Source organism: Streptomyces sp. NPDC006463 (assembly GCF_042870715.1).
In the GTDB taxonomy this organism is placed as follows: Bacteria; Actinomycetota; Actinomycetes; order Streptomycetales; family Streptomycetaceae; genus Streptomyces.
The window spans coordinates 47,597-70,061 of record NZ_JBIAHP010000013.1 but is presented as its reverse complement, the minus strand read 5'-3'; the positions used below and the strand labels follow the sequence as shown (position 1 = coordinate 70,061).

15 protein-coding genes are annotated in these 22,465 nt (G+C 69.3%); 10 read left to right on the top strand and 5 right to left on the bottom strand.

The window, feature by feature from the left end:
• The first annotated feature begins 40 nt into the window (after positions 1–40).
• Both ppk2 and ACFYOB_RS24075 read left to right on the top strand, forming a co-directional pair.
• A complete protein-coding gene (ppk2, locus tag ACFYOB_RS24080) occupies positions 41–835 on the top strand; it encodes a polyphosphate kinase 2 (RefSeq protein ID WP_388562871.1) in 795 nt (264 codons plus the stop codon).
• 54 nt (positions 836–889) lie between these two features.
• Complete coding sequence (locus ACFYOB_RS24075; RefSeq protein WP_388562596.1) at positions 890–2,590, top strand: SulP family inorganic anion transporter; 1,701 nt, start codon at positions 890–892, stop codon at positions 2,588–2,590.
• Positions 2,591–2,596: 6 nt separating this feature from the next.
• Here ACFYOB_RS24075 and ACFYOB_RS24070 read toward each other — a convergent pair whose 3' ends face one another.
• Complete coding sequence (locus ACFYOB_RS24070) at positions 2,597–3,886, bottom strand: hypothetical protein (RefSeq protein ID WP_388562594.1); 1,290 nt, start codon at positions 3,884–3,886, stop codon at positions 2,597–2,599.
• Positions 3,883–4,872, bottom strand: a complete 990-nt coding sequence (locus ACFYOB_RS24065; protein WP_388562592.1) for a hypothetical protein — start codon at positions 4,870–4,872, stop codon at positions 3,883–3,885. The genes ACFYOB_RS24070 and ACFYOB_RS24065 overlap by 4 nt, the downstream gene beginning before the upstream one ends.
• Before the next feature lie 425 nt (positions 4,873–5,297).
• Between ACFYOB_RS24065 and ACFYOB_RS24060 the strand changes: the two genes are divergently transcribed.
• The 4 genes from ACFYOB_RS24060 to ACFYOB_RS24045 all read left to right on the top strand — a co-directional run bounded on the left by ACFYOB_RS24060 (position 5,298) and on the right by ACFYOB_RS24045 (position 9,652).
• Positions 5,298–7,235: an amino acid transporter gene (locus ACFYOB_RS24060; RefSeq protein WP_388562590.1), complete on the top strand. Its 1,938-nt coding sequence runs from the start codon at positions 5,298–5,300 to the stop codon at positions 7,233–7,235.
• A gap of 330 nt (positions 7,236–7,565) precedes the next feature.
• On the top strand, positions 7,566–7,853 hold the full coding sequence (locus ACFYOB_RS24055; protein WP_388562869.1) for a hypothetical protein: 288 nt from the start codon (positions 7,566–7,568) through the stop codon (positions 7,851–7,853).
• A 63-nt stretch (positions 7,854–7,916) separates the two neighbouring features.
• Complete coding sequence (locus tag ACFYOB_RS24050) at positions 7,917–8,834, top strand: ABC transporter ATP-binding protein (protein WP_388562589.1); 918 nt, start codon at positions 7,917–7,919, stop codon at positions 8,832–8,834.
• Complete coding sequence (locus ACFYOB_RS24045; RefSeq protein WP_388562587.1) at positions 8,831–9,652, top strand: ABC transporter permease subunit; 822 nt, start codon at positions 8,831–8,833, stop codon at positions 9,650–9,652. The genes ACFYOB_RS24050 and ACFYOB_RS24045 overlap by 4 nt, the downstream gene beginning before the upstream one ends.
• Positions 9,653–10,179: 527 nt before the next feature.
• On the opposite strand, the gene ACFYOB_RS24040 is transcribed toward ACFYOB_RS24045, so the two are convergent.
• A complete protein-coding gene (locus ACFYOB_RS24040; RefSeq protein WP_388562585.1) occupies positions 10,180–10,917 on the bottom strand; it encodes a hypothetical protein in 738 nt (245 codons plus the stop codon).
• Between the two features lie 472 nt (positions 10,918–11,389).
• On the opposite strand from ACFYOB_RS24040, the gene ACFYOB_RS24035 reads away from it, so the two are divergent.
• From ACFYOB_RS24035 to ACFYOB_RS24025, 3 genes are all read left to right on the top strand, one after another.
• Positions 11,390–13,600 (top strand): hypothetical protein, encoded by a 2,211-nt coding sequence (locus ACFYOB_RS24035; RefSeq protein WP_388562583.1) that lies wholly within the window; start codon positions 11,390–11,392, stop codon positions 13,598–13,600.
• A gap of 50 nt (positions 13,601–13,650) precedes the next feature.
• Positions 13,651–14,205, top strand: a complete 555-nt coding sequence (locus tag ACFYOB_RS24030; protein WP_388562581.1) for a hypothetical protein — start codon at positions 13,651–13,653, stop codon at positions 14,203–14,205.
• 148 nt (positions 14,206–14,353) lie between these two features.
• Positions 14,354–17,173 carry a hypothetical protein gene (locus ACFYOB_RS24025; protein WP_388562579.1) on the top strand — a complete coding sequence of 940 codons (2,820 nt, stop codon included), beginning with the start codon at positions 14,354–14,356 and terminating at the stop codon, positions 17,171–17,173.
• A gap of 62 nt (positions 17,174–17,235) precedes the next feature.
• Here the strand turns inward: ACFYOB_RS24025 and ACFYOB_RS24020 are convergent, their stop codons facing one another.
• Positions 17,236–18,375 carry an amidase domain-containing protein gene (locus ACFYOB_RS24020; RefSeq protein ID WP_388562577.1) on the bottom strand — a complete coding sequence of 380 codons (1,140 nt, stop codon included), beginning with the start codon at positions 18,373–18,375 and terminating at the stop codon, positions 17,236–17,238.
• A gap of 271 nt (positions 18,376–18,646) precedes the next feature.
• On the opposite strand from ACFYOB_RS24020, the gene ACFYOB_RS24015 reads away from it, so the two are divergent.
• Positions 18,647–20,782 carry a transglycosylase domain-containing protein gene (locus ACFYOB_RS24015; protein WP_388562867.1) on the top strand — a complete coding sequence of 712 codons (2,136 nt, stop codon included), beginning with the start codon at positions 18,647–18,649 and terminating at the stop codon, positions 20,780–20,782.
• Positions 20,783–20,818: 36 nt separating this feature from the next.
• On the opposite strand, the gene ACFYOB_RS24010 is transcribed toward ACFYOB_RS24015, so the two are convergent.
• The gene (locus ACFYOB_RS24010) at positions 20,819–22,138 is read right to left on the bottom strand and encodes a hypothetical protein (protein ID WP_388562575.1); all 1,320 of its coding nucleotides are present in this window, start codon (positions 22,136–22,138) and stop codon (positions 20,819–20,821) included.
• Positions 22,139–22,465: the final 327 nt, after the last annotated feature.

Below are 22,465 nucleotides of genomic sequence, written 5' to 3'. Positions count from 1 at the left end.
CTTGATCGCAGCACCGGACGACGAGCGGGAGGAGACGGCCATGGGTCTCAAGAAGGCGGTCTACGAGAACGAACTGCTGCGGCTCCAGACGGAGCTGGTCAAGCTCCAGGAATGGACGCGAGTGGAAGGTGCCCGCCTCGTCGTCGTCTTCGAGGGCCGCGACGCGGCAGGCAAGGGGGGCACGATCAAACGCGTCGCCGAACACCTCAACCCCCGCGTGGCGCGCATCGCGGCCCTGCCCAAGCCGACGGAGCGGGAGCGCACCCAGTGGTACTTCCAGCGCTACGTCGAGCACCTGCCCGCCGCCGGCGAGATCGTCCTCTTCGACCGCAGCTGGTACAACCGCGCCGGAGTGGAACACGTCATGGGTTTCTGCACGGCCGCCGAGCACCAGCGCTTCCTGCGCCAGTGCCCGGCGTTCGAGCGGATGCTGGTGGAAGACGGGATCCTGCTCCGCAAGTACTGGTTCTCCGTGAGCGACGCGGTTCAGGAGGAGCGTTTCCGCCGCCGGGCGGAGGACCCGCTGCGGCGCTGGAAGCTCTCTCCGATGGATCTGGAGTCCCTGACGCACTGGGAGGCCTACTCCAGGGCCAAGGACGAGATGTTCGTCCACACGGACACGGTGGACGCCCCGTGGTACGTGGTCGAGAGCGACGACAAGCGCAGCGCCAGACTCAACATGATCGCCCACCTGCTGTCCTCGGTCCCGTACGCGGACGTGGTTCTGCCGTCACTCACCCTGCCGCCCCGTCCCCGTTCCACGGGCTACGAGCGCCCGTCCAAGGAACTGCAGACCGTGGTACCCGACCATGCGGCCACCCTCGGGAACCGCTGAAATTGGGGCGGGCGCCGACACGGAACGCCGAGTGGTCCACCAGCGAGGAGTGCGATGTCCGCGAACGGAAGGCCGTCCCTGTCGCCCCCCGGTCTGCGGGGGTACCGCCGGTCGTGGCTCGGGCGGGACGCGTTGGCCGGGGTCACCGTCGCCGCCTATCTGGTGCCGCAGGTCATGGCGTACGCGGGTGTGGCCGGGCTGCCACCCGTGGCCGGGCTCTGGGCCGTCCTGCCCGCCATGGTCCTCTACACGCTGATCGGTTCCTCGCGACTGCTCTCCGTCGGACCCGAGTCGACCACAGCGCTGATGACCGCTGTCGCTGTGGGGCCGCTGGCCGGCGGCGACCCCGGCCGGTACGCGGTCCTCGCGGCCGCCCTCGCCGTGGCCGTCGGCCTCTTGTCCCTGGCGGCCTGGGCCGTGCGACTCGGCTTCCTGGCCGACCTGCTCTCACGGCCCGTCCTCGTCGGCTACCTCGCCGGTGTCGCGCTGATCATGATCGTCGACCAGCTGCCCCGGCTCACCGGAGTGCGCACGACGGGTTCGGACTTCTTCCCGCAGCTGTACTCCTTCGTCCAGAACCTCACACACGTCCACTGGCCGACCGTCGCCCTGGCCGCCGCCGTCCTGGCCGTGCTCTTCGCGGCGCCGGGGCACTGGCGCCTGGTGCCGCGCCCCCTGCTCGCCCTCGTCCTCGCCACGGCCGTGGTGGCGGCGTTCGGGCTGGACGACCGGTACGGGATCGCCGTGATCGGACCCGTGCCCTCCGGGCTGCCGGCGCCGGCGCTCCCGCCGCTCGGCGACCTGCCGCAGCTGCTGCTCCCGGCGCTGGGCGTCCTCCTCGTCGGGTACTCCGACGTGATCCTGACCGCACGGGCCTTTGCGGACCGCGGCGATCCGGCTGCGCTGGATCCCAATCGTGAACTCCTGGCCATGGGGGCGGCGAACCTGGGAGCGGGTGTCCTGCACGGGTTCCCGGTCAGCAGCAGCGCCAGCCGCACCGCCCTGGCCCGGTCGTCGAAAGCGCGGAGCCAGGCGTACTCGCTGTTCGCGGCGCTCGCGGTAGTCATGGTCCTGCTCTTCCTGGGCTCCCTCCTGGCCCACACTCCGAGCGCCGCCCTCGGCGCCATCGTCGTCTACGCGGCCGTCCGCCTGATCGACGTCGGCGAGTTCCGGCGCCTCGCGGCCTTCCGGCGTCGCGAACTCCTCTTGGCGGTCGGATGCCTGCTGGGCGTACTCGTCCTCGGCATCCTGTACGGCGTCCTCGTCGCGGTGGCGCTGTCGGTCGTCGAGCTGCTCGCCCGCGTGGCCCGTCCGCACGACGCGGTGGAGGGCCTGGTGGCCGGGCTCGCCGGCATGCACGACGTGGACGACTACCCGACGGCGCGGACCGTCCCGGGGCTGGTGGTCTACCGCTACGACTCGCCGCTCTTCTTCGCCAACGCGGAGAACTTCCACCGTCGCGCCCTGGCCGCGGTCGACGAACAGAGCCCGCCGGCCCGCTGGTTCCTCCTCAACGCGGAGGCGAACGTCGAGGTGGACATCACCGCCCTCGACGCCGTGGACGCGCTCCGTCAGGAACTGGAGCACCGCGGAATCGTCTTCGCCCTGGCCCGGGTCAAGCAGGATCTCCGCGAGGACCTCGACGCCTACGGCCTGACCGCCTCGGTGGGCGCAGCCCGCATCTACCCGACCCTGCCCACGGCTCTGGAGGCGTACCGCGCATGGAGCCGAGAGGCGGGGATCGAGCAGGACTGAGCGGGATCAGCCGCGGGGCAGGGTCACATTCTCCTGGCCGCAGCCGATACGGCTGGACTCCGCCTCGACATAGGCGGGCAGCAGGTCGCGGACCAACGTGAAGTCCTGCTCCCCGAACCGGTCCTTCTGCTCCAGCATGAAGATCACGTCCCCGCTCTGGCACCGCGCCCGGTACACGGCCCGGCTCACGTTGAACGACCCGAACCCGTTGGTGCCCTTGAAGGTCGAGCCGCCCTTGAGCAGATCCTGGGAGAAGACCTCGGCCAGCGCCGGGTCCACGACCGTCGTCATCCGGACCGCGGCCCGCGGGTAGCTGCCGGCCGCCTCGCAGATCCGGGCAGGGCCGCCGTCGCCGCTGACCCGGGCACGTGACAGGCTCTCGCGGTAGGCGGCCGGGAGGGCGAGGCCCTTGATCCCGCAGAAGGCGTCCGGCTGTGTGCCCCGCCACGCGACGACGTCCTTCGGCAGGTCCGCAGACCGGTAGGCACCGGAGCAGCCCAGGTCGCGTATGACTCCGTTGGCCGTATCCACCGCAGCGTGCGCCAGAGCGGCGCGGTCCTCGCTCTCGTACTCCGACGAGACGTCAAGGCCCGCAGGCCCCATGCCGACGTCGACCACGACCGGGCCCTCGAACTGGCCGGGCCTGCCGGTACAGGACTGGGGAAGCGCCAGCCAGGCGCGGGAGGAGGAGGCCATGCCCGGCAGGCCTTCCCCGAGCGCCACCATGCCGGCGGCGAGGAACTCCTCGGGCCACTGCCGCCCGTCGCTTCCGTGGAGACCGTCCAGCTTGTGCACCCGTACGGTCAGCTGCCTGCTGGCCCTGTCGTCCTTGTAACTCGTGATGCGGCACTGGCCGTAGGACAGCCCGGGACCGCGGGGGTCGGTCTGCAGCGTCTGCTCCTCGACCTCTGTCCTGCGGTCGCCGAAGAGGGCGGACACGGTCGCGTCGCTGAGGGAGTCCCAGCAGGGGGCGGGGCCGAGCAGCGGCAGGGTGTCCGTACGCCAGGCGACGGCGCCTGCCCCGAGGAGGCCGCCGGCCAGGACGCCCGCGACGGTGGCCCGGACGGTGCGGTTCCGTAGCAGCCGGCGCACCAGAGAGGGCCGCGCGGGAGAGGGAACCCGCTCCTGCTCCCGGTCCTGCTCCTGCTCCTGGCCCTGCTTCTGCTCCTGCTCCTGCTGCCCTTGGTCCGGCTGACCGGCCGGGGTCGTTTCGCTGTCCACTGCGGGTGCCACGCTCTCCTCGTTGTCGGCCACGGTGTTCTCTTCCGGTCCGGCGCCCTTTCCGTCCGCGGTCACCGGCTCTCCCCGGCCAGGCACCCGATGCGCTTGCTCACGGACGCGGTGAAGTTCGCGAACACCTGCTGGTCGTCCGGGCGGCTTCGGCCCTTGAGGCCGGGCTCGACGTTCCCGTAGAACACGGTTCGCCGGCCGTCGCAGGTGGCCCGCACAAGTCCCGCGCCGTTGCCTTCGGGAAGCCCGTCGAACAGTGCGACCATGCGGGGCTCGGACGCCATCACGAACTGCGCCGCGGGCTCATCGGGCACCCCCCGTGAGCGCCACACCACCGAACAGGTCTGGAGCCGCTCACCGACCACGCCCACCTGCTGCTGATAGGCGGAGTCCTTCCCGAACTCGAAAGTCACCCCCGGAATCCTGCACAGGGGAGTGGAGGCCCTCTCGTCCTTCTCCGCGGTGACCACCATCGGCGAGGACAGACGCAGCGGCTTTCCGGGCTTGCAGCCCGCCTTCGACGCAGCGGTGCCGGCCGCGTCCAGCAGCATCCGGGCGACGTCCATCCGGTTTCCGATGGTGAAAGGCATGGCCTTCTTCCCCAGGTGGCCGTCGCCCCAGCTCTCGCTCCGGATCGTGACCGCGGACGGTCTGCCGTCCACATCACAGGCCTCGGGCAGCACCAGCATGGCCCGATCGCCGCCGACCAGCCCGTTCAGTCCGTCGGGCAACGCAGAAGCCGAACCGTCGAAGAAGTGGGCTATCCACGCACGGCGTTCCTCGGCCGGGGCCGGGACGGGGCCGTACGCGAGGGTGACGCGCTCATCGAAGGTGAGCGGGTCGGTGGAGTCGTCATCGGCGACCGACGAGGTGACGGTGACCGTGCACGTGGCGGTCGGCCTCGTGAGCGAGGGCGGTGCCGACTCGGTGGCCCGCCGCGCGGAGCCGGACTTGCCGAGCGCCTCGTCACCGAGGAAGGACGGACCGCTGTCCTCCTGCCACGCCCCCCAGCAATAGCTCGCGCTGAACGGCCAGCTGCCCGTCGCGCTCAATCCGTACAGCCCCGCACCCGAGGCAAGAACCGCCCCACCCGCAACAAGGGCCAAGAACCTCCCCCGTTGCCTGCCGCCGATGCCCATGACTTCCCCCTCGTGAACCACGTAGATCACAGCAAACGCACCGATGCTACGGCCGGTGCCGGTGGTGTTCACGACTCATTTACGGCGTCCTCATCCCGCTCGCCCTCGGGACGGTCTCGGCGGCCTGGTCCTGCCTTGGTGGGCATCAAGCGCACCGACCTGCTGGTATCCACCATCCCCGGCCTCGGGCAGCGCACTGCGCCGCAAGGGTCTCCATCCGGCGTTAAGGACGCGTCAGGATTGCTCTCATCGCGTGCATTAGTGATCGAACTGCGTACGCTGGCTCAGCCGTCGACGTCGATGGCTGATTCTTTGCCGTACGACAGGAGCACCCCACGATGGCCACCCCTGCCCGCACTTCGCGCCTGCGCGCGTGGCTGCTGGAAGGCTTGACCGCGCAGACCGGTTCGCCCGCCGCCAAGGAGGCGGCGGCCCAGCCCCACGGGCGGCCGTGGTGGCGGGTCATGTGCCTGACGGGTCTCGACTACTTCTCCACGCTCGGCTACCAGCCCGGCATCGCGGCGCTCGCCGCCGGCCTGCTGTCGCCGCTCGCGACCATCGTGCTCGTGGTGCTCACCCTCTTCGGCGCCCTGCCGGTCTACCGGCGGGTCGCCGAGGAGAGCCCGCATGGCGAGGGTTCGATCGCCATGCTGGAGCGGCTGCTCACGTTCTGGAAGGGCAAGCTGTTCGTCCTGACCCTGCTCGGGTTCGCGGCGACCGACTTCCTCATCACCATCACCCTTTCGGCTGCCGACGCCACCGCGCACCTGGTGGAGAACCCGCACCTCACCAGCACCCTGCACGGCAACGAGGTCCTGATCACCCTGATCATGATCGCGTTGCTCGGTGCCGTCTTCCTCAAGGGGTTCAGCGAGGCCATCGGCGTGGCGGTGTTCCTGGTGGCGACCTACCTCGCCCTGAACGTCGTCGTCGTGGTGGTGGGCCTGTGGGAGGTGCTCAGCGAACCGCACGTCATCACCGACTGGACGGCCGCACTGACGGCCGAGCACGGCAATCCGCTCATGATGATCGCCATCGCCCTCGTCGTGTTCCCGAAGCTGGCGCTCGGCCTGTCCGGGTTCGAGACCGGTGTGGCCGTCATGCCGCATGTCGAGGGTGACTCCGGTGACACCGAGGAGAAGCCCGCCGGCCGGATCCGCGGCGCCAAGAAGCTGCTGACGACCGCGGCCCTCATCATGAGCGTCTTCCTCATCACGAGTAGCTTCATCACCACGCTGCTGATCCCGCCCGCCGCGTTCCAGCCGGGCGGCGAGGCCAACGGCCGCGCGCTCGCCTACCTCGCGCACGAGTACATCGGCCCCACCTTCGGCACCGTCTACGACGTCTCCACGATCCTGATCCTGTGGTTCGCCGGCTCCTCCGCGATGGCCGGCCTGCTCAACCTGATGCCGCGCTACCTGCCCCGCTACGGCATGGCCCCGCACTGGGCCCGTGCCCTGCGCCCCATGGTCATCGTCTTCACCCTGATCGCGTTCCTGGTGACCTGGATCTTCGACGCGGACGTGGACGCGCAGGGCGGTGCGTACGCGACCGGTGTCCTGGTCCTGATCACCTCGGCGGCGGTCGCCGTGACCATCGCCGCCCGGAAGGCCGGTCAGCGGGGCTGGACCATCGCCTTCGGCGTGATCTCGGCGGTGTTCGTCTACACGACCGCCGTCAACGTCGTCGAACGCCCCGACGGCGTGAAGATCGGTGCCTGCTTCATCGCGGGCATCATGGCGCTCTCCCTGCTCTCCCGCCTCGCCCGCGTCTTCGAACTGCGCGTCACGGACGTCGAGCTGGACGACATGGCCCAACGCTTCATCCGCGACACCGCCAACCGCACGATCCGCTTCATCGCCAACGAGCCCGACAGCCGGGACGCCGAGGAGTACCGGCAGAAGAAGCAGCAGATCCGCGCGGACAACGACATCCCGGCCGAGGACGACGTCATGTTCGTCGAGGTCACCGTCCTGGACGCATCCGAGTTCGAATCCAGCATGCGCGTACGGGGCGAGGTGCTGCACGACCGCTACCGCGTCCTGACCCTGGAGAGCTCCAGCATCCCCAACGCCCTGGCCGCGCTGCTCCTGTACGTACGGGACGAGACGGGCCAGCGCCCCCACATCTACTTCGAGTGGACCGAGGGCAACCCGATGGCCAACTTCTTCCGCTTCTTCCTCTTCGGTCAGGGCGAGGTCGCCCCCGTCACCCGCGAGGTCATCCGCGAAGCCGAACCGGACCGCGCCCGACGCCCCCACATCCACGCCGGCTGACGCACGGATGCCGAGGACGACCGGCAGCTCCCCCCCGGCACACCTGAGGTCTCAGGTGCTCGTGCCGCTCCATGGACACGCTCCCTGGGGGCATGGAGTCGGTCCCGAAAGCCCCGCCGAGGCCGTCGTGCGGGCCGCCGACACCGTTGACGGCACGTGCCGGGCCATACGACGCCGTACCGACGAGCGGCCGAACCGCTCTGCCGGAGCAATACTGTATGTCGTGTATGACCATTTTCCGGGGCTCGGTCACGGCTCGGCACGGCTTCCCCCGCCCGGTGGAGCATGGCCGTGCGGGGCCTTGCGAAGCACCGAGGAAGGGGCCACGTGATGACTCCGACGTGGACGACGGCAGGAATCTTCACCGGGGCGGGTGGCGTCCGCACCGACGAGGCCGGGATCCTCACCGGCGAGGTGAGCGTACGCACCACTTGGAAGAACGGACAGGCCCACATTTCGGTGCAGAACAGTGGCGCTGCAGACTGGTGCACCATGACCGGGAGCCCCTTGCCCTGCGCCAGCGAACAAGCCAGCCGGGCCGTGCACCAGAGTGCCGTCGAAGCCGTCCGGTCGGGCGCCGCGGCCACGCTCCGCGGAGTCATCGCAGAATCCGGCTGAGCGCCGAGACGAACGGCCTGGTTCCCGGGGGCGCGGGCTGGAGGACGGAGACAGACTGGTTCCATGGGCACCGGGTCCGCCATCGAGCTGAGTCGGCTGACCAAGCGGTACGGGGACGTGGTCGGCATCGACGGGCTGACGCTCGACGTGCGGGCCGGGGAGGTGTTCGGTTTCCTCGGGCCCAACGGGGCCGGCAAGACGACCACGCTGAGGTGTTTGACCGGGCTGCTGCGGCCGACGGCGGGCCGGGCGCGGGTTCTGGGACTGGACCCCATCGCCGATCACCGCCGGGTTGCTCCCGAGGTCGGGTACCTGCCGGGGGAGCTGAGGCTGTATCCGGAGCTCACGGGCGAGCAGACCCTGGACCTGCTCTCCGCACTGCAAGGTGTGCCCTCGGGGCGCCGCGGAGAGCTGTGCGAACGGCTGGGGCTCACCCCGGCGGTCTTGCGCCGGACGGTGGGCGAGTACTCGCGGGGCATGAAGCAGAAGATCGGCCTCGTGCAGGCATTGCAGCACGATCCGCGGCTCGTGCTGCTGGACGAGCCGACGGAGGGGCTTGATCCCCTGGTGCAGGAAACGTTCTACGAGCTGATGGCAGAGGCTGCGGCAGACGGGCAGACCGTGTTGCTGTCCAGCCACGTACTGCCCGAGGTGCAGCGGGCCTGCGGGCGCGTCGCGATCGTACGGGACGGGCGGCTGGTGACCGTGGAGAGCGTGGCGGCGTTGCGTGAGGCGCGGGCCCGAAGGATCCGGCTCACTTTCGGTGACGGTACGGGCCCCCGGCCGCTGGGCCGTGCCGATCAATGGTCGCCGCAGTGGGCGGGCGACCGGGTGGAGCTGCTCGTACCTCCCAGCGAGGTGGTCGGCGCGCTGAAGGGGCTGCTGGAGCTGGCGGTGGCCGACGTCACCGTGGAGGAGGCCGGGCTGGACGAGGCGTTCCTGGATCTGTACAGGGAGGGCGACGCGGGGGAGTCACCGTGAAGTCCCGGTGGCCGCTGTTGTGGCTGGCGCTGCACCGGCGCCGGAGGATGCTGTCCGCCCTGGTGATCGGGATGGTGGTCTTCGAAGCGCTGATCGTCGTGGTGGCCAACACGATCCCGGAGGGCCAGCTGTTCTCCGGGAACGGGAAAGGGCCGCCTTCGGCGTTGCGGGCGTTCAGCGGGTCCAGCGGGGACGTGTCGCTCGCGAGCTATCCCGGGCTGCTGGGAGCAGGACTGGTGCACCCGTTCTGGATCGCCATGCAGCTCACCGCGATCGGTTCGCTCGCCGCCGCGGCCGTCGCCGCGGACGTGGAGTCGGGGACGATCGAGCTGATCATGGTGCGCCCGGTGTCCCGGCATCGACTGCTGGCCGAACGTACGGTCGCGGTGGGGCTCGCGGCGCTCGCTCTGAACACGGCCGCGACGCTGACGGTGGCGGCCGGCGTGGCGCTGTCGCCCGACATCCGCCAAGAGGTCCCGCTCGGGGGAGTGTTCGCCGCCGGGGTCATGGGCTGCGGCTTCGCCCTGTGCATCATGGGACCGGCCCTGGCCGTGTCGGCCTGGGGCCGGAGACGGGCCCAGGTGATCGGCGCGACCATTGCGTTCGGGGCCGTGGGCTTCGCGGTGAACTTCATCGCTCTGGCCTGGTCGAGGGCGGCGCCGCTGCGCTACATCAGCCCGTTCCACTACTACACCCCGAGTGACGCGCTGGCCCAGGGGCACGTGCTGTGGCCGCAGTTGGGCGTCCTCGTCGGCGTCGGGGTCCTGGGCCTCGTCGCGGCGCACACCTTGCTGATGAGGCGGGACCTCGCCCCCTAAGGGCTGTCCCGTAATCCCCGGTGGGTCAGCGCACGGCGTCGGATGCGGTGCATCGCAAGGCGGAGGGGCGCCCCCATACTGGGCGTATTCGGGCGTTCCGACAACGTGGCGAGGTGCCGTAGCCGGCGTCGTGCGCCCGCCGGGGATTACGGGACAGCCCTTAGCCTCGGTGTCACCGATGCCGCGTCCTTGGTCACGGTGACCGCCGGTACGGTCATCAGCCGGCCGGCGGTGTACCTCCGCGCGTCGATGCCGCCACCCGCTGGTGGGTAGGCCCCCAGGGGGCCACGGGGTGCCGGTCGGCCCTATGCCCCAGGCGCCGGGCGTGCTTTCATTAAATCGACGGAAAGAGTCCCTTAGAGGATGCGGAGAAGCGGCTGGCGGCCGTGCACCGCGCAATCGGGATCCGCGAGAAGCGGGTGGGCTCTTTCCGCCCCTTTGCCGTGAGGGCTCAAGGGGCGGCACGGTTCGGATCGGCGGCCGCCTGGGAGCAGCACGGAGCCGCGGAAGGCGTGCGGGCAGCCGCCCTACGCCCCGCCGGGCAGGCCGGGCGCGGGCCCGCCGGGCGGCCGGGTGTCGGCGAGGTAGTCGAAGGTCAGGCCGCTGGAGCCCTCGCCGCGGCCCGCGTGGGTGCGGACGCTCAGCCAGAGCGCGACACGGCCGTCGTGCCGGCGGGTCCGGTTGTACGTGAGGGCGACCTTGGTGCGGCCTGCGGGGCCTCCTCCCCGTTGACGAAGTACTGCCGTCCCCGCCCGAGCCGGCCGGCTCGATCCAGAGCTGCTCCCCGACCACGTCGGTGACCCCAGGGTTCCCGCCGGCAGATCACAGGGCAGCGTGAACCAGTCGTTGCTGTAGACGAGCGCGAACTCCAGGAAGATCCGCCGGGCCAGGTCGGTACTGTCCGGGCGGACCGCGGCGAAGTTAATCCGGCCGTCCTCCACCGCCCACCAGCGGGGCGGCGGCATCCCGGAGAAGCGGACCGGGGCCGGGAAGACCGTACGGTTCACGAGCCGGGGCGCGGCCTCGGTGACCACCTCCGGTGCCTCCCCGTCCCCCGCCGCGGCGGCCACCGAGAAGGCGTGCCAGTCCAGTGTCCCGCCGGGGTACTCGGGGGCGGTCAGTACCCGCTCCGGCTCGCCGCCCGTGCCGTCCAGATGCACGGAGAAGCGGTGTTCGAGGCGGCCGGCATCCCAGGCCGTGTTGGACTGCCGCCGCTCCGGATCCTCCGACGGCTGGTCGACCAGCGCCTCGAACCACTGCACCAACCGCTTGCCGAGCCTGACCAGTTCCTCCCGGTGCAGATCCAGCAGCCCGCTGATGCCCTCGTACGCCGGCCGGCCTTCCTTGAGCCGCTGGTAGAACGCGTACGACGTTCACGAAGGCGCCGGCCTCCCACTTCCCGAAGTCGTCGGGGCAGGACCCCAGTTCCCCCTTGGCCCGTCCGGGCCGCCGGACGGCTGGGAGCCGCAGTGCAGCACCGGACCCGGCCCCCGCGCCGTCGGAACCGTCTGACATACCCCGCCGGGGCGTGCCGTGCCCGGTTGCGGCCCTCTCGCAGCGGACGGACGCTGGTGATACCGGCCCGGCGCAGTACTCCTCCCCGGGTCGCTCATCGGCGGGTGGTCACGTAGCCACGTACCTCGCCCTCTTCGCGGGCTGAATCGAGCACCGCGCGGGTCGAGCACCCCCGCTCGCACGGACGACCGCTCGATCGAATCCGGCAAGGAGTGAGCAGCCATGTCCATCATCTCGGACCCCACGACGCTGGACGGACCGGCCCAGCCGGCCGAGAGGAACGTTCTCGAAGAGCTGACGCAGAGGGTTGAGCAGGGCAGGGGTGCGGAATCCGTGCTCGTGGATGCGGAGGCCGAGGACATGCTCCAGCTCAGGGCCCGTGTGGCGAGACTCGAGGCACAAGCCGCGTCGCAGGCGGACGGTTCGCCGGTAGGGACGACCGTCAGTGGGCGCTACCGCAGCGCCGGAGTCGCGACACAGCTCGAACTGCGCGTGGATGTGGACGGTCCGCGGCCCCTGAAACGGATCAGCGGAGACTTCTTCCAGACCAGCGGAGCGACCACCAACTACGTCGGTTCGTTCGTGGTGGAGGCGCCGACCGCCACCGCCTCCGAGGGCTCGGTGAAACTCTCCGGACAGGGGAAGTTCAGCTTTCCCGTCATATCCCCGCACGTCGAAGTGACCGTGGTCCGGAGCACGACCGGAGCTGTCACGCCGGGCCCGGCCACCGTCAAGTTCTCCAACGATGGCGGGGGTCCCAGCGCGAGTTACCTGTGTTCGTTCGTCTCACCGCACTTCCGCAGCGTCCAGCTCGAACAGGACTCCGTGGCGGGAACGGTCCCGTTCGTCTCGTACGACACCGGGTCCCTGCCACGACCGCCTTCGAGTCCGGCACGTGTCCTGACCGTGCCTGCCGCGTACGCGGAGGCGGGGATCGAGATCCAGATCGCCGGGACGCCCAATGTCATTCCCACCGATGCCGCCGGCCCGGACCAGAGGTGGAGCGACGCGGAGTTGCACAACGCCATGGTCAACCACTTCAGCCTCTGGCGGGACGCTCCCCGGTGGCAGGTGTGGCAACTGCTCGCCACCTCGTACGTCAAGGACGGTATCCGGGGCATCATGTTCGATGCCGGCGGGGCCTTCCAAAGACAGGGCTTCGCGGCGTTCCACGACGCGATCAAGGGCGAAGACCCGGCCAGCCGGCGGGCGCAGTTGCGCACCCACGTCCACGAACTGGGGCACGCCTTCAACCTGCTGCACTCCTGGCAGAAGAATCTCGCCAACCCGCCACAACCGCTCGGCCCGAACGGCGGGTTCGGAGACCGGTCCTGGATGAACTACGTGCAGAACTACCAGCCGCCACCGCCGGCACCCGGCGGGGAGGCCGCCTACTGGGCCGACTTCCCCTTCCAGTTCACCGACAGTGAGCTCGTTCATCTGCGGCACGGCTTCTACCGTGACGTGATCATGGGCGGCAACCCGTTCGGTGTGGGAGCGGCCGAGATCGACGTGGACCTCTTCGACGACCCGGTCATCGACAACTCCGGCCTCACCCTGGAACTGCGCTCCAACGGATCCTTCCTGTTCGGCGAGCCGGTCGTGATCGAACTCAAGCTGGCCACCACCGACCTGCGCGGATGCGTGACACATGGCCGACTGCACCCGAAGGACGGGTTCGTCACCGTGGCCATCCGCACCCCCTCAGGAGGGGCGAAGGTCTACAGGCCCACGCTGATCCGCTGCGTCGACCAGGAGCTCCAGACGGTCCTGGACGCCGACCGGTCAGCGATCTACGAGAGTGCCTACATCGGTTACGGCAAGGACGGCTTCTACTTCCAGCAGCCCGGCCGGTACCAACTGCGGGCCCAGTACTACGCGGCGGACGGCTCACGGGTGCTCTCCCAGGTCCACCAGCTCACGGTCCGCTCGCCCCGCACCGATGCGGACGAGGCCGTAGCCGAGTTGATGTCCGGTGACGAGCAGGGCACGCTCTTCTACCTGCTGGGCTCCCACGCCGAGAGTCTCAAGTCCGGGAACGAGGCCCTTGACGAGGTCCTGGACCACTACCCCGACCACCCGCTAGCCGTGTACTCGCGCCTGGTCAAGGGCTTCAATGCCGCACGGGACTTCAAGGATCTCACCGCCGACAAGAAGCTGCGGACCCGCCGTGCCAATACGGACGAGAGCATCAGGCAGCTCAACAAGGTGGTGGAAGCCTCTGCCGGTGAGCAGGGCGTCGACAACATCACTCTTGGACAGGTGATGCGGCGGCTGGCCCGGGTCGAGGCCAAGACGGGCAATCCGGAGCGGGCGACACGTGTCATGGACGAGATGGTGGACGTCTTCCGCCGTAAGAACCTCAACCCCCAGGTCATGCAGGACATCCAGGCCCAGGCCGAACGGACCAAGGAAGCGGTCACCCGTCCGTAGGACCTGGAGAACCGGCACGAGCCGTGTGCGGCTCCGAAGGGGAAGTCCCCATGCGCAATCCCCCTCTCTCCGACAGCGAGGGCGGCGGCCAGGCGGCCGCCGCCCTCGGGCTCGTCCTTCGCGCGGCGGCGGGCCCACACTCCGTCGGCGACCCGGTTCCCATCGAAGTGGAACTGCGCAACGTCAGCGATGCCGGCGTGTGGATCGTCGGTGTACTCGACGGTTCCGAGGCGGGGATACGTTTCCCTTACTACCGCACTGCCGTCCTGTACGGCGGACACGTCATCGCCGAGCCATGGATGGAGGACCCCCTCGTCGGCCCGTTGCTGGAGTCACACTTCCGCCGGCTTCCCCCGGGCGAGGGCTTCGACCCCACGGACGCCGCAGGGACCGCCTACCTGCCCTTGTCCGCCTTCGCCCAGTTCCGGCCCGCGGAAAAGGGCCGGTACCAGTACCGGCTGACCTTCTCCACCGAGAGCGCACATCCTGAGCAATGGTTCGGACGCTTCGGGCAACGCGACGATGAACACGACCTCCTGCTGGAACTGATCGGCCGCGTGCCGCGCGGGATCCTCACTGCCACGGCCGATGTGACGGTCAGTTGACTGCTGCCCACCGCGCAGGTGGACCATCGGAGTGGATCTGCGGCCGCGGCCGCAATAGGTATTCATGACTGGGTATGCATTCGGGCATTGATATTCGGCGCCAATGGGAAATTCCTGTTTGTGGGAGATTTGTAGGAGCGGAGTGGCCATGCCCGACCACACGCAGCTGCGGCGGGCGACCGCCTGGATGAGGACAACCGCCGTCGCGGACGTCGGCACCGTCCTCTCCGCCGCCGCCCCGGACGACACATCCGGCCACTCCCCGTCGGAGCCCGACATCGCCGACGACGGCTGCGGACCTGGCTCCACCGCGCTGGAGCCGGGGTCCCTGTACCGCAGGATCAGCGGCAAGGACGACCGGGCGCAGCCCGTCAGTGAGGAGGAACTGGCGGCGTTGGGCGACCCGATGGCGGTCGGGTTCTTCCGCGTGGGCGTGTTTCCGACCACCGTGCAGGAACTGCTGTCCGGGCTTCCCGCGACGGCAGCCGCCTCACGCAAGGTGTATCTGGTCAGCGAAGCCGGGCAAATTCCGCCGGATGCCATCGGCGAGCGCGACATGCGGTTCGTGATCACCACCGCAGTGGGAGGCAGCCAGGTCGACCTTCTGGTCAGCACCCAGGCCGGCGGCGACCCCGAGGAGGGATTCCTTCAGGTCGCGGCGTGGGATCCCGGAAGGCGGGTCTTCAACTTCTATGCCCGGTTCGGGTCCAGCTGGGTGTGGGCGGGAAATTCCTGGCATGCGCTGGAGCCCGACTCGCGGGGCAAGGGATGTTTCGACAGCCACGTCAACGGCAGCGTCGTGATGAAAGAGCTGAGGATCCCCTGGAACAACTGGCAGTCCGAGCGGGCCACGATCCGGCTGGCCGAGGACGACCCGCTGCGCCAGGATCCGCTGTTCCAGCAGACCATCGGAGCCGAGCGGCTGGAACTGACGGTCAGGTCCCTCATCACCCGGTGGACGGCGGCCCGCCTGGCCGCGGTCACCGCGAACGGCGTTGTGGACCATCCCGACCGGCTGCTGCGCCACCTGTTCACCAGCACCACGGTCAACCTCACCAGTACCGACAGGCAGAGCAGCAACGTCACGGCGGACAGTCCCGAGCTGACGCTGCCCACGGGCTTCTGGCTGAACCAGGACGTCCTGTTCGACGACCTTCGCCTGTCCACGCAGTCCGCCCCGCCCAGGGCACCGGCCGCCCGCTATCTGGCCGGCCTGACCCGGTTCGGCTTCCGGCTGGAGGAGAGGTTCAGCGCCTTCTCGCAGCCGGGCGACACGTTCTTCGCCTTCGTGGTGCCCGAGGCCGCCCACGAGGACAACGAGGTGGTCCGGCAGATGGTCCGCACGGGGCTCATCTCGGCGAAGTTCGCCGCCTGCGTGCTGATGGTGGACTTCCCCAACCCGGTCTTCAGCCCTGCCCGCAGTCTCCTCATGCAGTACGTCCCGACCACGCCGACCAAGGCGGCGGAGCTGTGCGACAAAGTCGCCCAGGCCATCTTGGACGCCACGCGCACGCGAAACCTGCCCGCCGACAGCCCTGAAGGGCGCTTCGCCGCGCACTGGCAGGTACCTGACGACGCCTGGCGGACGGTGTTCGGACAGCGGGTGGACGCCTATCTGCACAAGGTCACCCAGCAGATCCAGACCGCATCCGGATTCGACGACTACGTCCGGCTGGCAGAGTCCCGCCGCCGGCAGTTCCGCCTCATGAAGCTGAATGAGTTCGAGCTCACCCTGCCGGTCACCAACATCCCTCCCGGTGCCCCACCGCTGGCGATGCGCGAGGACGCCACCGTCGCAGACACGAGCAAGGAGAACGCCATGGCCACACTGGATGCCTACGGGCCTCCCGGCAACCTCGACGATCTGGACGACTTCGGCCGCAAGGCCTGGAATTCGTTCATCTCAGACACGGTCGACGAGGCCATTCAGGGCCCCGATCCCCAACAGGTACTGAACGACAGCCCGAGACCGCAGTTCTACAACCTGACCAGCACGGACACGGCTGCGGACTCGCAGCACGCCTCCATCACATGGACCGCGTTCCCCCGCATCATCAAGATCACCTCCGTCGGTGACCTCCAGCGATGGCAGCGCGCCGATGCCAGCCGTGACGTCCAGGACGAGTACTGCGAGTGGAGCGTCACCCGCGACGGCTCAGGAAAGATCACCCAGGTCACGTTCACCTGTGAAGGCCCCGAGTACTGGGAGATCCTGGCGCAGACGAACCCGGACAAGGTGTTCGAGCTCTACCAGAGATTCATCAGCCCGGACGTACGCAAGGAGGATCTGTTCTCGCCCAGCGGCAGGTACCAGCCGCGCAACAAGTGGAACAACTCCACGAGCCACGGCGCGATGCACTTGATCCAGCCGAACAACACCCTGGGCGCAGAGATCGAACTGGCTGCGGCAGCCACCATCCGGCGCGTCATCAACGGCCAGGAGCTGACCACTGAGCAGGAGCTCATCGGCTGCAGCAAGTACGGTGCCGCGGAGCGCAACAGCGATCCTCATATCGGCGCAGGAGTCAACGCCCTGGCCCGCCAGAAAGCCGACATCAGCCTCGCCGACCCGGTGGGCCTGTACTTCGACGACCTGTCGACGGACGGCTGGGAGACGCCGGACGGCTCCGACCCCAAGAGCTACTGGACCTATGTGAGAGGCGACTCGGAGCACCGTGTCCGCGCCGTCTACGAGGTTCCCCCGGACAAGGGATTCAGTGTCGGGGACATCACCATCGGCGGGAAGCCGATCGACTTCGGAGCCCAGATCGCGGACTTCATCACCATCAGGCTGATCGGAGTCGCCTGTCGGTTCGGCGGCTCCACGGCCCAGCCGCAGACCGCCTGCAAGGAGTTTCCCGCGGTCGACATGCGGGAGGAGGGCTTCAACGCGGCCGCGTTCTCCGCCTCCGGCCGCTTCCTTGATCCCCGTCCCACCCTTACCCACCGCTCTTCCCGCGTCACCTGACGGGTTCAGCCCGGTTCTCCTGCCGCGGAGGCTGCGCGGCAGGAGAACCGGAAGGGCACCCGTCAGGTGCGGTACGCGTAGTAGGTCGCGTTCGGGTAGGACGCGATGATGCTCGCGAGCGACTTACGGTACGTGTTGGTGGAGTGGTACGTGAGGTACGGCATCCCGGCGCTGCTGCGGTAGGTAACCATCATGGAGTGGTCCTTGGCGCCGTCCCGGTTGAAGTCCATCTGGAGGATGTCTCCGACGTCCGCCTGGTAGACGTTGGCCAGGTTGGCGGCCCGCTGATTGGACAGCGTGAACCAGGCCCACTCGTTGACGCCGACCCAGGAGTCGCTCTGGCGGGTGCCGTCGTACCACCAGTTCCGGTAGTCCGACGTGGAGCCCGGAACGGCCTTCCAGCCGCCCGCCTTCAACGCCTGGCTGATGAAGTTGGTGCAGTCACCCCCCGCCCCGTTGTACTTCCGGTACGCGGGGTTGTAGTTGCTCCAGTACTTCTCCGCGTACTTCGCCATCGCGGCGTAGTCGTACGCGCCACCCGTCTTCGCCTTGGGCTTCGGCGTCGCGGGGTACTTCGTGGACGCCGGCGTGCCGTCCGGGTACTGGTTGCCGTCGTCCTTGACGACGTCCGCCACGGCCGCCACGGGCTCGTTGACCGCGACGGGGCCCTTGTCCTGCGACTTGATCGACGTCAGCTCCCAGCCACCTCCCCGCTTGCTGGTGAGCGTCAGCTCGTAGCGCGTCCCGATGTCGGTCGTGTCCGGCTCGTCCCCACGGAGTTTCTTGTAGGTGAGGGTGGTCTGCTCGGTGACCTGGACGACGGCCTTCCCGCCCGTGACCGTGGCCCGCTCCACGACGACGCGGGTGTCGGCGCCCGTGTAGGCCTCGCCGAGCTCCGCCAGTCGCGTCTTGCGGGACCGCAGCGACTGGAGCGCGGCGTCCTCGTCCTTCTTCAGCTGGGCCGACATACGGGTCTTCGGGCCGGCCTGGCCGGCGCCCTGGCGCCCCGGCTGGTCCTCGACCAGGGCCTGCGTGCGCTGGGAGAGCACGTCGTCGGCCATGCGGGCGAAGGAGTCGGCGGTGGCACGGTCGGCCTCACGGGGTCCGGGAACCGCGGTCGCGGAGTACGCGAACATGCTTCCGGACGCCACGGCTACGGTCAGGGCCGCGATGGCGGCGGGCCTGAACCTCTTAGGTATCACTCTGTTTCCCCTTGTCACCCGGTCCGCACGAACCGGGGGACGGCATTTTCGCACAACTACGCGACTGTTTCGTCGCGTTCCGCTTCGTCGACGGCAGCCCGGCCGTAGTCGCCTCGTACGCCGGGCGGCCCGCCTCCGCTTGATCACTGGGGGCCGCCCCCGAGTCGCTCGGAGTGATCCCGCCCACCACCACGCCCGGCCCCACAGCAAGTGCATCTAGGGTGTGCGGGAAGCACAGCAGAGGGGGGCATTCGGAGTGGGCGGGAAGGATATGGCCGGTACGGGGCGATCTGGGGACGGGCGGACGGCTTCGGAAGGCGGCGGAGCCGTCCCGGGCCGCCGGGGGAAGTCGGGGTCGCGCGGCCGGCCGCGGGCGCGTTCCGTCCGGCTCGATGCCCTCACAGAGGCCCTCACGCGGGCCGTCGCCCCGGCCGTCGCCCTGGCGCGCACACAGCTGCCGCGCCTGCGCCCCGACTTCCCGCGACCCGGCCGCACCGGCTGGCGCCGGTGGGTGCCCTCGTGGCGCCAGTGGCTGGGCGCTTGCGTGTACGCGTTCCTGGGCGTAGTGGGATTCGTCACAATCGCGTACGCGGTAACGGACATACCCGACGATCTCAACTCTTTCGCCAAGCAACAGGACAACGTCTACTACTGGGCCGACGGCTCCACGATGGCCCGGACGGGCTGGGTCAGCCGCCAGGAGATGCCGCTGGACAAGGTGCCCCCCAAGGTCCGGGGAGCCGTGCTCGCGGCCGAGAACGCGAGCTTCTACTCGGATCCCGGAGTCTCCCCGTCCGGTGTCCTGCGGGCGGTGCGCGCAGGACTGACGGGGGGCGAGACCCAGGGCGGGTCCACCATCACGCAGCAGTACGTGAAGAACGCCTATCTGAACCAGGACCGCACCCTCTCCCGGAAGTTCACCGAGCTCCTGCTCGCCGTGAAGCTGGACAATCGCAAGACCAAGGACCAGATCTTCCAGGACTACCTGAACACCAGCTGGTTCGGGCGCGGCACCTACGGCATCCAGCGCGCGTCCCAGGCGTACTACGGCAAGGACGTCTCGCAGCTCAATCCCAGTGAGGGCGCCTTCCTGGCTTCCCTCCTCAAGGGCGCGGGCCTCTACGACCCGACTCTCGGCAAGGAGAACCACGAGCGGGCCGTCGAACGCTGGAACTGGATCCTGGACCGCATGGTCGAGACCGGCCAGCTCTCGAGCGCCGAGCGCGCCACCTACACGAAGTTCCCCGAGCCCTCGGCCTCGTCCCTCGTCGGCATACCCGGCGCGCAGACCGGCTACCTGGTCGAGATGGCCAAGGCGTACACGATCAAGGCCGGGCACATCAAGGAGTCCGACTTCGACCTCGGCGGCTACCAGATCTACACGACCTTCGACCGGGCCCGGATGACCGCGCTGACCGCCGCCGTCCAGGAGACCCAGAAGGACTTCGACCCCGAGCGGCGTCCCGACACCGACAAGCACGCCAAGATCGGCGCGGCGAGCATCGCCCCCGACGGGCGGCTGCTCGCCGTGTACGGAGGCCCCGACTACCTGAAGCAGGGCTTCAACGAGTCGAACGCGACGACGATCCCGGTCGGTACCGCGTTCACGCCGATCGTCTACGCCGCCGCGCTCGACGAAGGGGTGCTGCGCACGCGTGGCAAGGCCCGTACGCCGGTCTCCCCCTCCAGCACCTACGACGGCAATGACCAGGTGACCGTGCAGACGCCCGAGGGTCCGTACTGGGACCGGAGCGGCAAGGTGGTGAAGGGACGCAACGACGGCGGCCGCAACTGGGGTCAGGTGACCCTGCGTCAGGCCGTGGCCAACTCCGTCAACACGCCCATGCTCCAGCTCGGCCTCGACGTCGGCCTCGACCGGGTGGAGGCCTTCGCCCAGCGTTCGGGGCTGCTCGAATCGAGCCTCGGCCCACGGATCCCCGGATTCGCCCTCGGGGAGAACTCGACGCCCAGCGCGATCCGGATGGCCGGCGCCTACCAGACCTTCGCCGCAGACGGCATGCACACCGACCCGTACTCGGTGCGCTCGGTCACCCGCAACGGCGCCGCGGTGCCGCTCGACGCGCCGAAGCCGACCCGGGCCGTGACGGCCAAGACCGCCCGAGCGGTGACGGACGCCCTGCAGGACGCGGTCACCGAGGGTTCGGCGAAGTCGGTGGGCAAGGCGCACGCCGGTGCGGCGGGCAAGACGGGGACGACCGCCGCGAACACGGCCGGCTGGTTCATCGCCAGCACCGAACAGGAGTCCACGGCCGTCGTGGTCTACCGGATGTCGCTGACCGACCTGGTTCCGCTGCCGCTGACGGGGCTGGGGGGCGACGCCCCGGGCACGCTCGGCAGCGAGCGGGCGGTACGCCTGTGGGGCGACTACATCAAGGCGGTGAAGTAGGCCGGGCTGCCGGGCGGCGCACGCCGCCCGGCCCGTCTACTTGATCAGATCGGTCCAGTCCGGTGCCTGCGCGGGGTCGAGCGTGCGCAGTCTGGCCAGGACCTTCGGGTCCTGGGCGTCGAGCCAGTCCGACAGCTCCTTGAACGACACGCAGCGGACGTCCTCGCGCGGGCAGACGTCCTTCATGACGTCCTCGACGGCCTTCATGTAGATGCCGCCGTTCCAGTCCTCGAAGTGGTTGCCGACGAACATGGGCGCCCGGCTGCCGTTGTAGACGCGGTTGAAGCCGTTCATGTACGAGCCCCGGACCTGCGCCTGCCATCCCGCGAACTTCGCCGGGTCGCCCTGGGTGCTGTCGCCCGACTGGTTGTAGAGGAAGTTGAAGTCCATGGAGAGGACCTGCACCTCCTTGCCCTGGAGCGGCACGAGCTGGAGAGGGAAGTTCCATATGCCGTCCATCTTGGACGGCCACAGCTGGAAGTCGCCCGAGGAGCTCGCGTCGTAGCGCCAGCCGTACGGCTTGATCGCGGCCAGGAGGTTCTTCTGGCCCTCCAGGCAGGGCGCGCGCCCGCCGACCACTTCCCGGTCCGGGTCGAAGGGCAACGGCGCTTCCTTGGTGAAGCCGGTGTTGGTCTTCCAGTTCTTGACGAACGAGTACGTCTGGTCGATCTCGCTCTTCCACTCGGCGGGGCTCCACTCCCCGCCGCCCTTGGGCCCGCAGAAGTGCCCGTTGAAGTGCGAGCCGATCTCGTTGCCGTCGGTCCAGGCGCCGCGCAGCTGCCCCAGCGTGCTCTTCACGTGCGGGACGGTCGGGTACGAGATCGCGGCCGCGCCCTGGTTGTGCTGCGGCGGGCGGTAGAGCGACTTCTTGTCCTCCGGCAGCAGGTAGATGCCCGTGAGGAAGAAGGTCATGTGGGCCTTGTTCTGCTTGGCCACCTCGCGGAAGTGCGAGAAGAGGTGGTCGTCGCCTTCCAGCGCGCCGTCCCAGGAGAACACCACGAACTGCGGCGGCTTCTCGCCGGGCTTCAGCCGCTCGGGCTTGAGCTGTCCCGGCTGTGGCCCGGTGTAGGAGGTGGAGCCGTCTCCCAGCACCTTGGTCTTGCCGTCCCAGGGCTGCTCCGCGCCCTTCGCGGCGGCGGCCTCCTCGGCCGCACCGCCCGCCGCGAACTTCGCGTCGCGCGGGGCGGCATCCGAGGAGTCGCCCAGCGTGAAGGCGTACGCCGTTGCGGCGGCCCCGCCCAGGGCGATCACGGCCATGCCTATGCCCAGGCGCTTGCGGTTCTGCGCCTTCCTGCGCACCTTGCGGGTCTTCCGGGACTCCGTCCGGATGCTTGGAGCGGTGTCGGTGTCTGCCATCTCGGTCGTCCCCCCTGATCACCGCAGACGGGCCGCGTGTGGATGGTTCGTACGAATATAGAACTTGTCGACACTCCTACCGCACCCCGGTCCCTCATGTTCGTCGATTCACAGCCACCCCACAGTCCGCGTCGGCCGGCAGGGCGCTTGAGCGGTATTCGCCCGGTCGGAGCTGAACGTGTCCAGGGCGGATGCGACTCGACACGGAGATCGGCCGAAACCCGCCGCAGCCGGCAGGATCACGGCGGCGGTCGGTGGAGGTCGGCGACCCCATGCCCCAGCCCGTCCGGAACGGTCATGGCGCGGGCGGCAACGGTTCAGATCTCG

Coding starts and splice junctions, on each gene's coding strand:
- ACFYOB_RS24035 (WP_388562583.1), top strand. CDS start 11,390: ATGTCCATCATCTCGGACCCCACGACGCTGGACGGACCGGCCCAGCCG.
- ACFYOB_RS24075 (WP_388562596.1), top strand. CDS start 890: ATGTCCGCGAACGGAAGGCCGTCCCTGTCGCCCCCCGGTCTGCGGGGG.
- ACFYOB_RS24055 (WP_388562869.1), top strand. CDS start 7,566: ATGACTCCGACGTGGACGACGGCAGGAATCTTCACCGGGGCGGGTGGC.
- ACFYOB_RS24030 (WP_388562581.1), top strand. CDS start 13,651: ATGCGCAATCCCCCTCTCTCCGACAGCGAGGGCGGCGGCCAGGCGGCC.
- ACFYOB_RS24010 (WP_388562575.1), bottom strand. CDS start 22,138: ATGGCAGACACCGACACCGCTCCAAGCATCCGGACGGAGTCCCGGAAG.
- ppk2 (WP_388562871.1), top strand. CDS start 41: ATGGGTCTCAAGAAGGCGGTCTACGAGAACGAACTGCTGCGGCTCCAG.
- ACFYOB_RS24025 (WP_388562579.1), top strand. CDS start 14,354: ATGCCCGACCACACGCAGCTGCGGCGGGCGACCGCCTGGATGAGGACA.
- ACFYOB_RS24060 (WP_388562590.1), top strand. CDS start 5,298: ATGGCCACCCCTGCCCGCACTTCGCGCCTGCGCGCGTGGCTGCTGGAA.
- ACFYOB_RS24050 (WP_388562589.1), top strand. CDS start 7,917: ATGGGCACCGGGTCCGCCATCGAGCTGAGTCGGCTGACCAAGCGGTAC.
- ACFYOB_RS24015 (WP_388562867.1), top strand. CDS start 18,647: ATGGCCGGTACGGGGCGATCTGGGGACGGGCGGACGGCTTCGGAAGGC.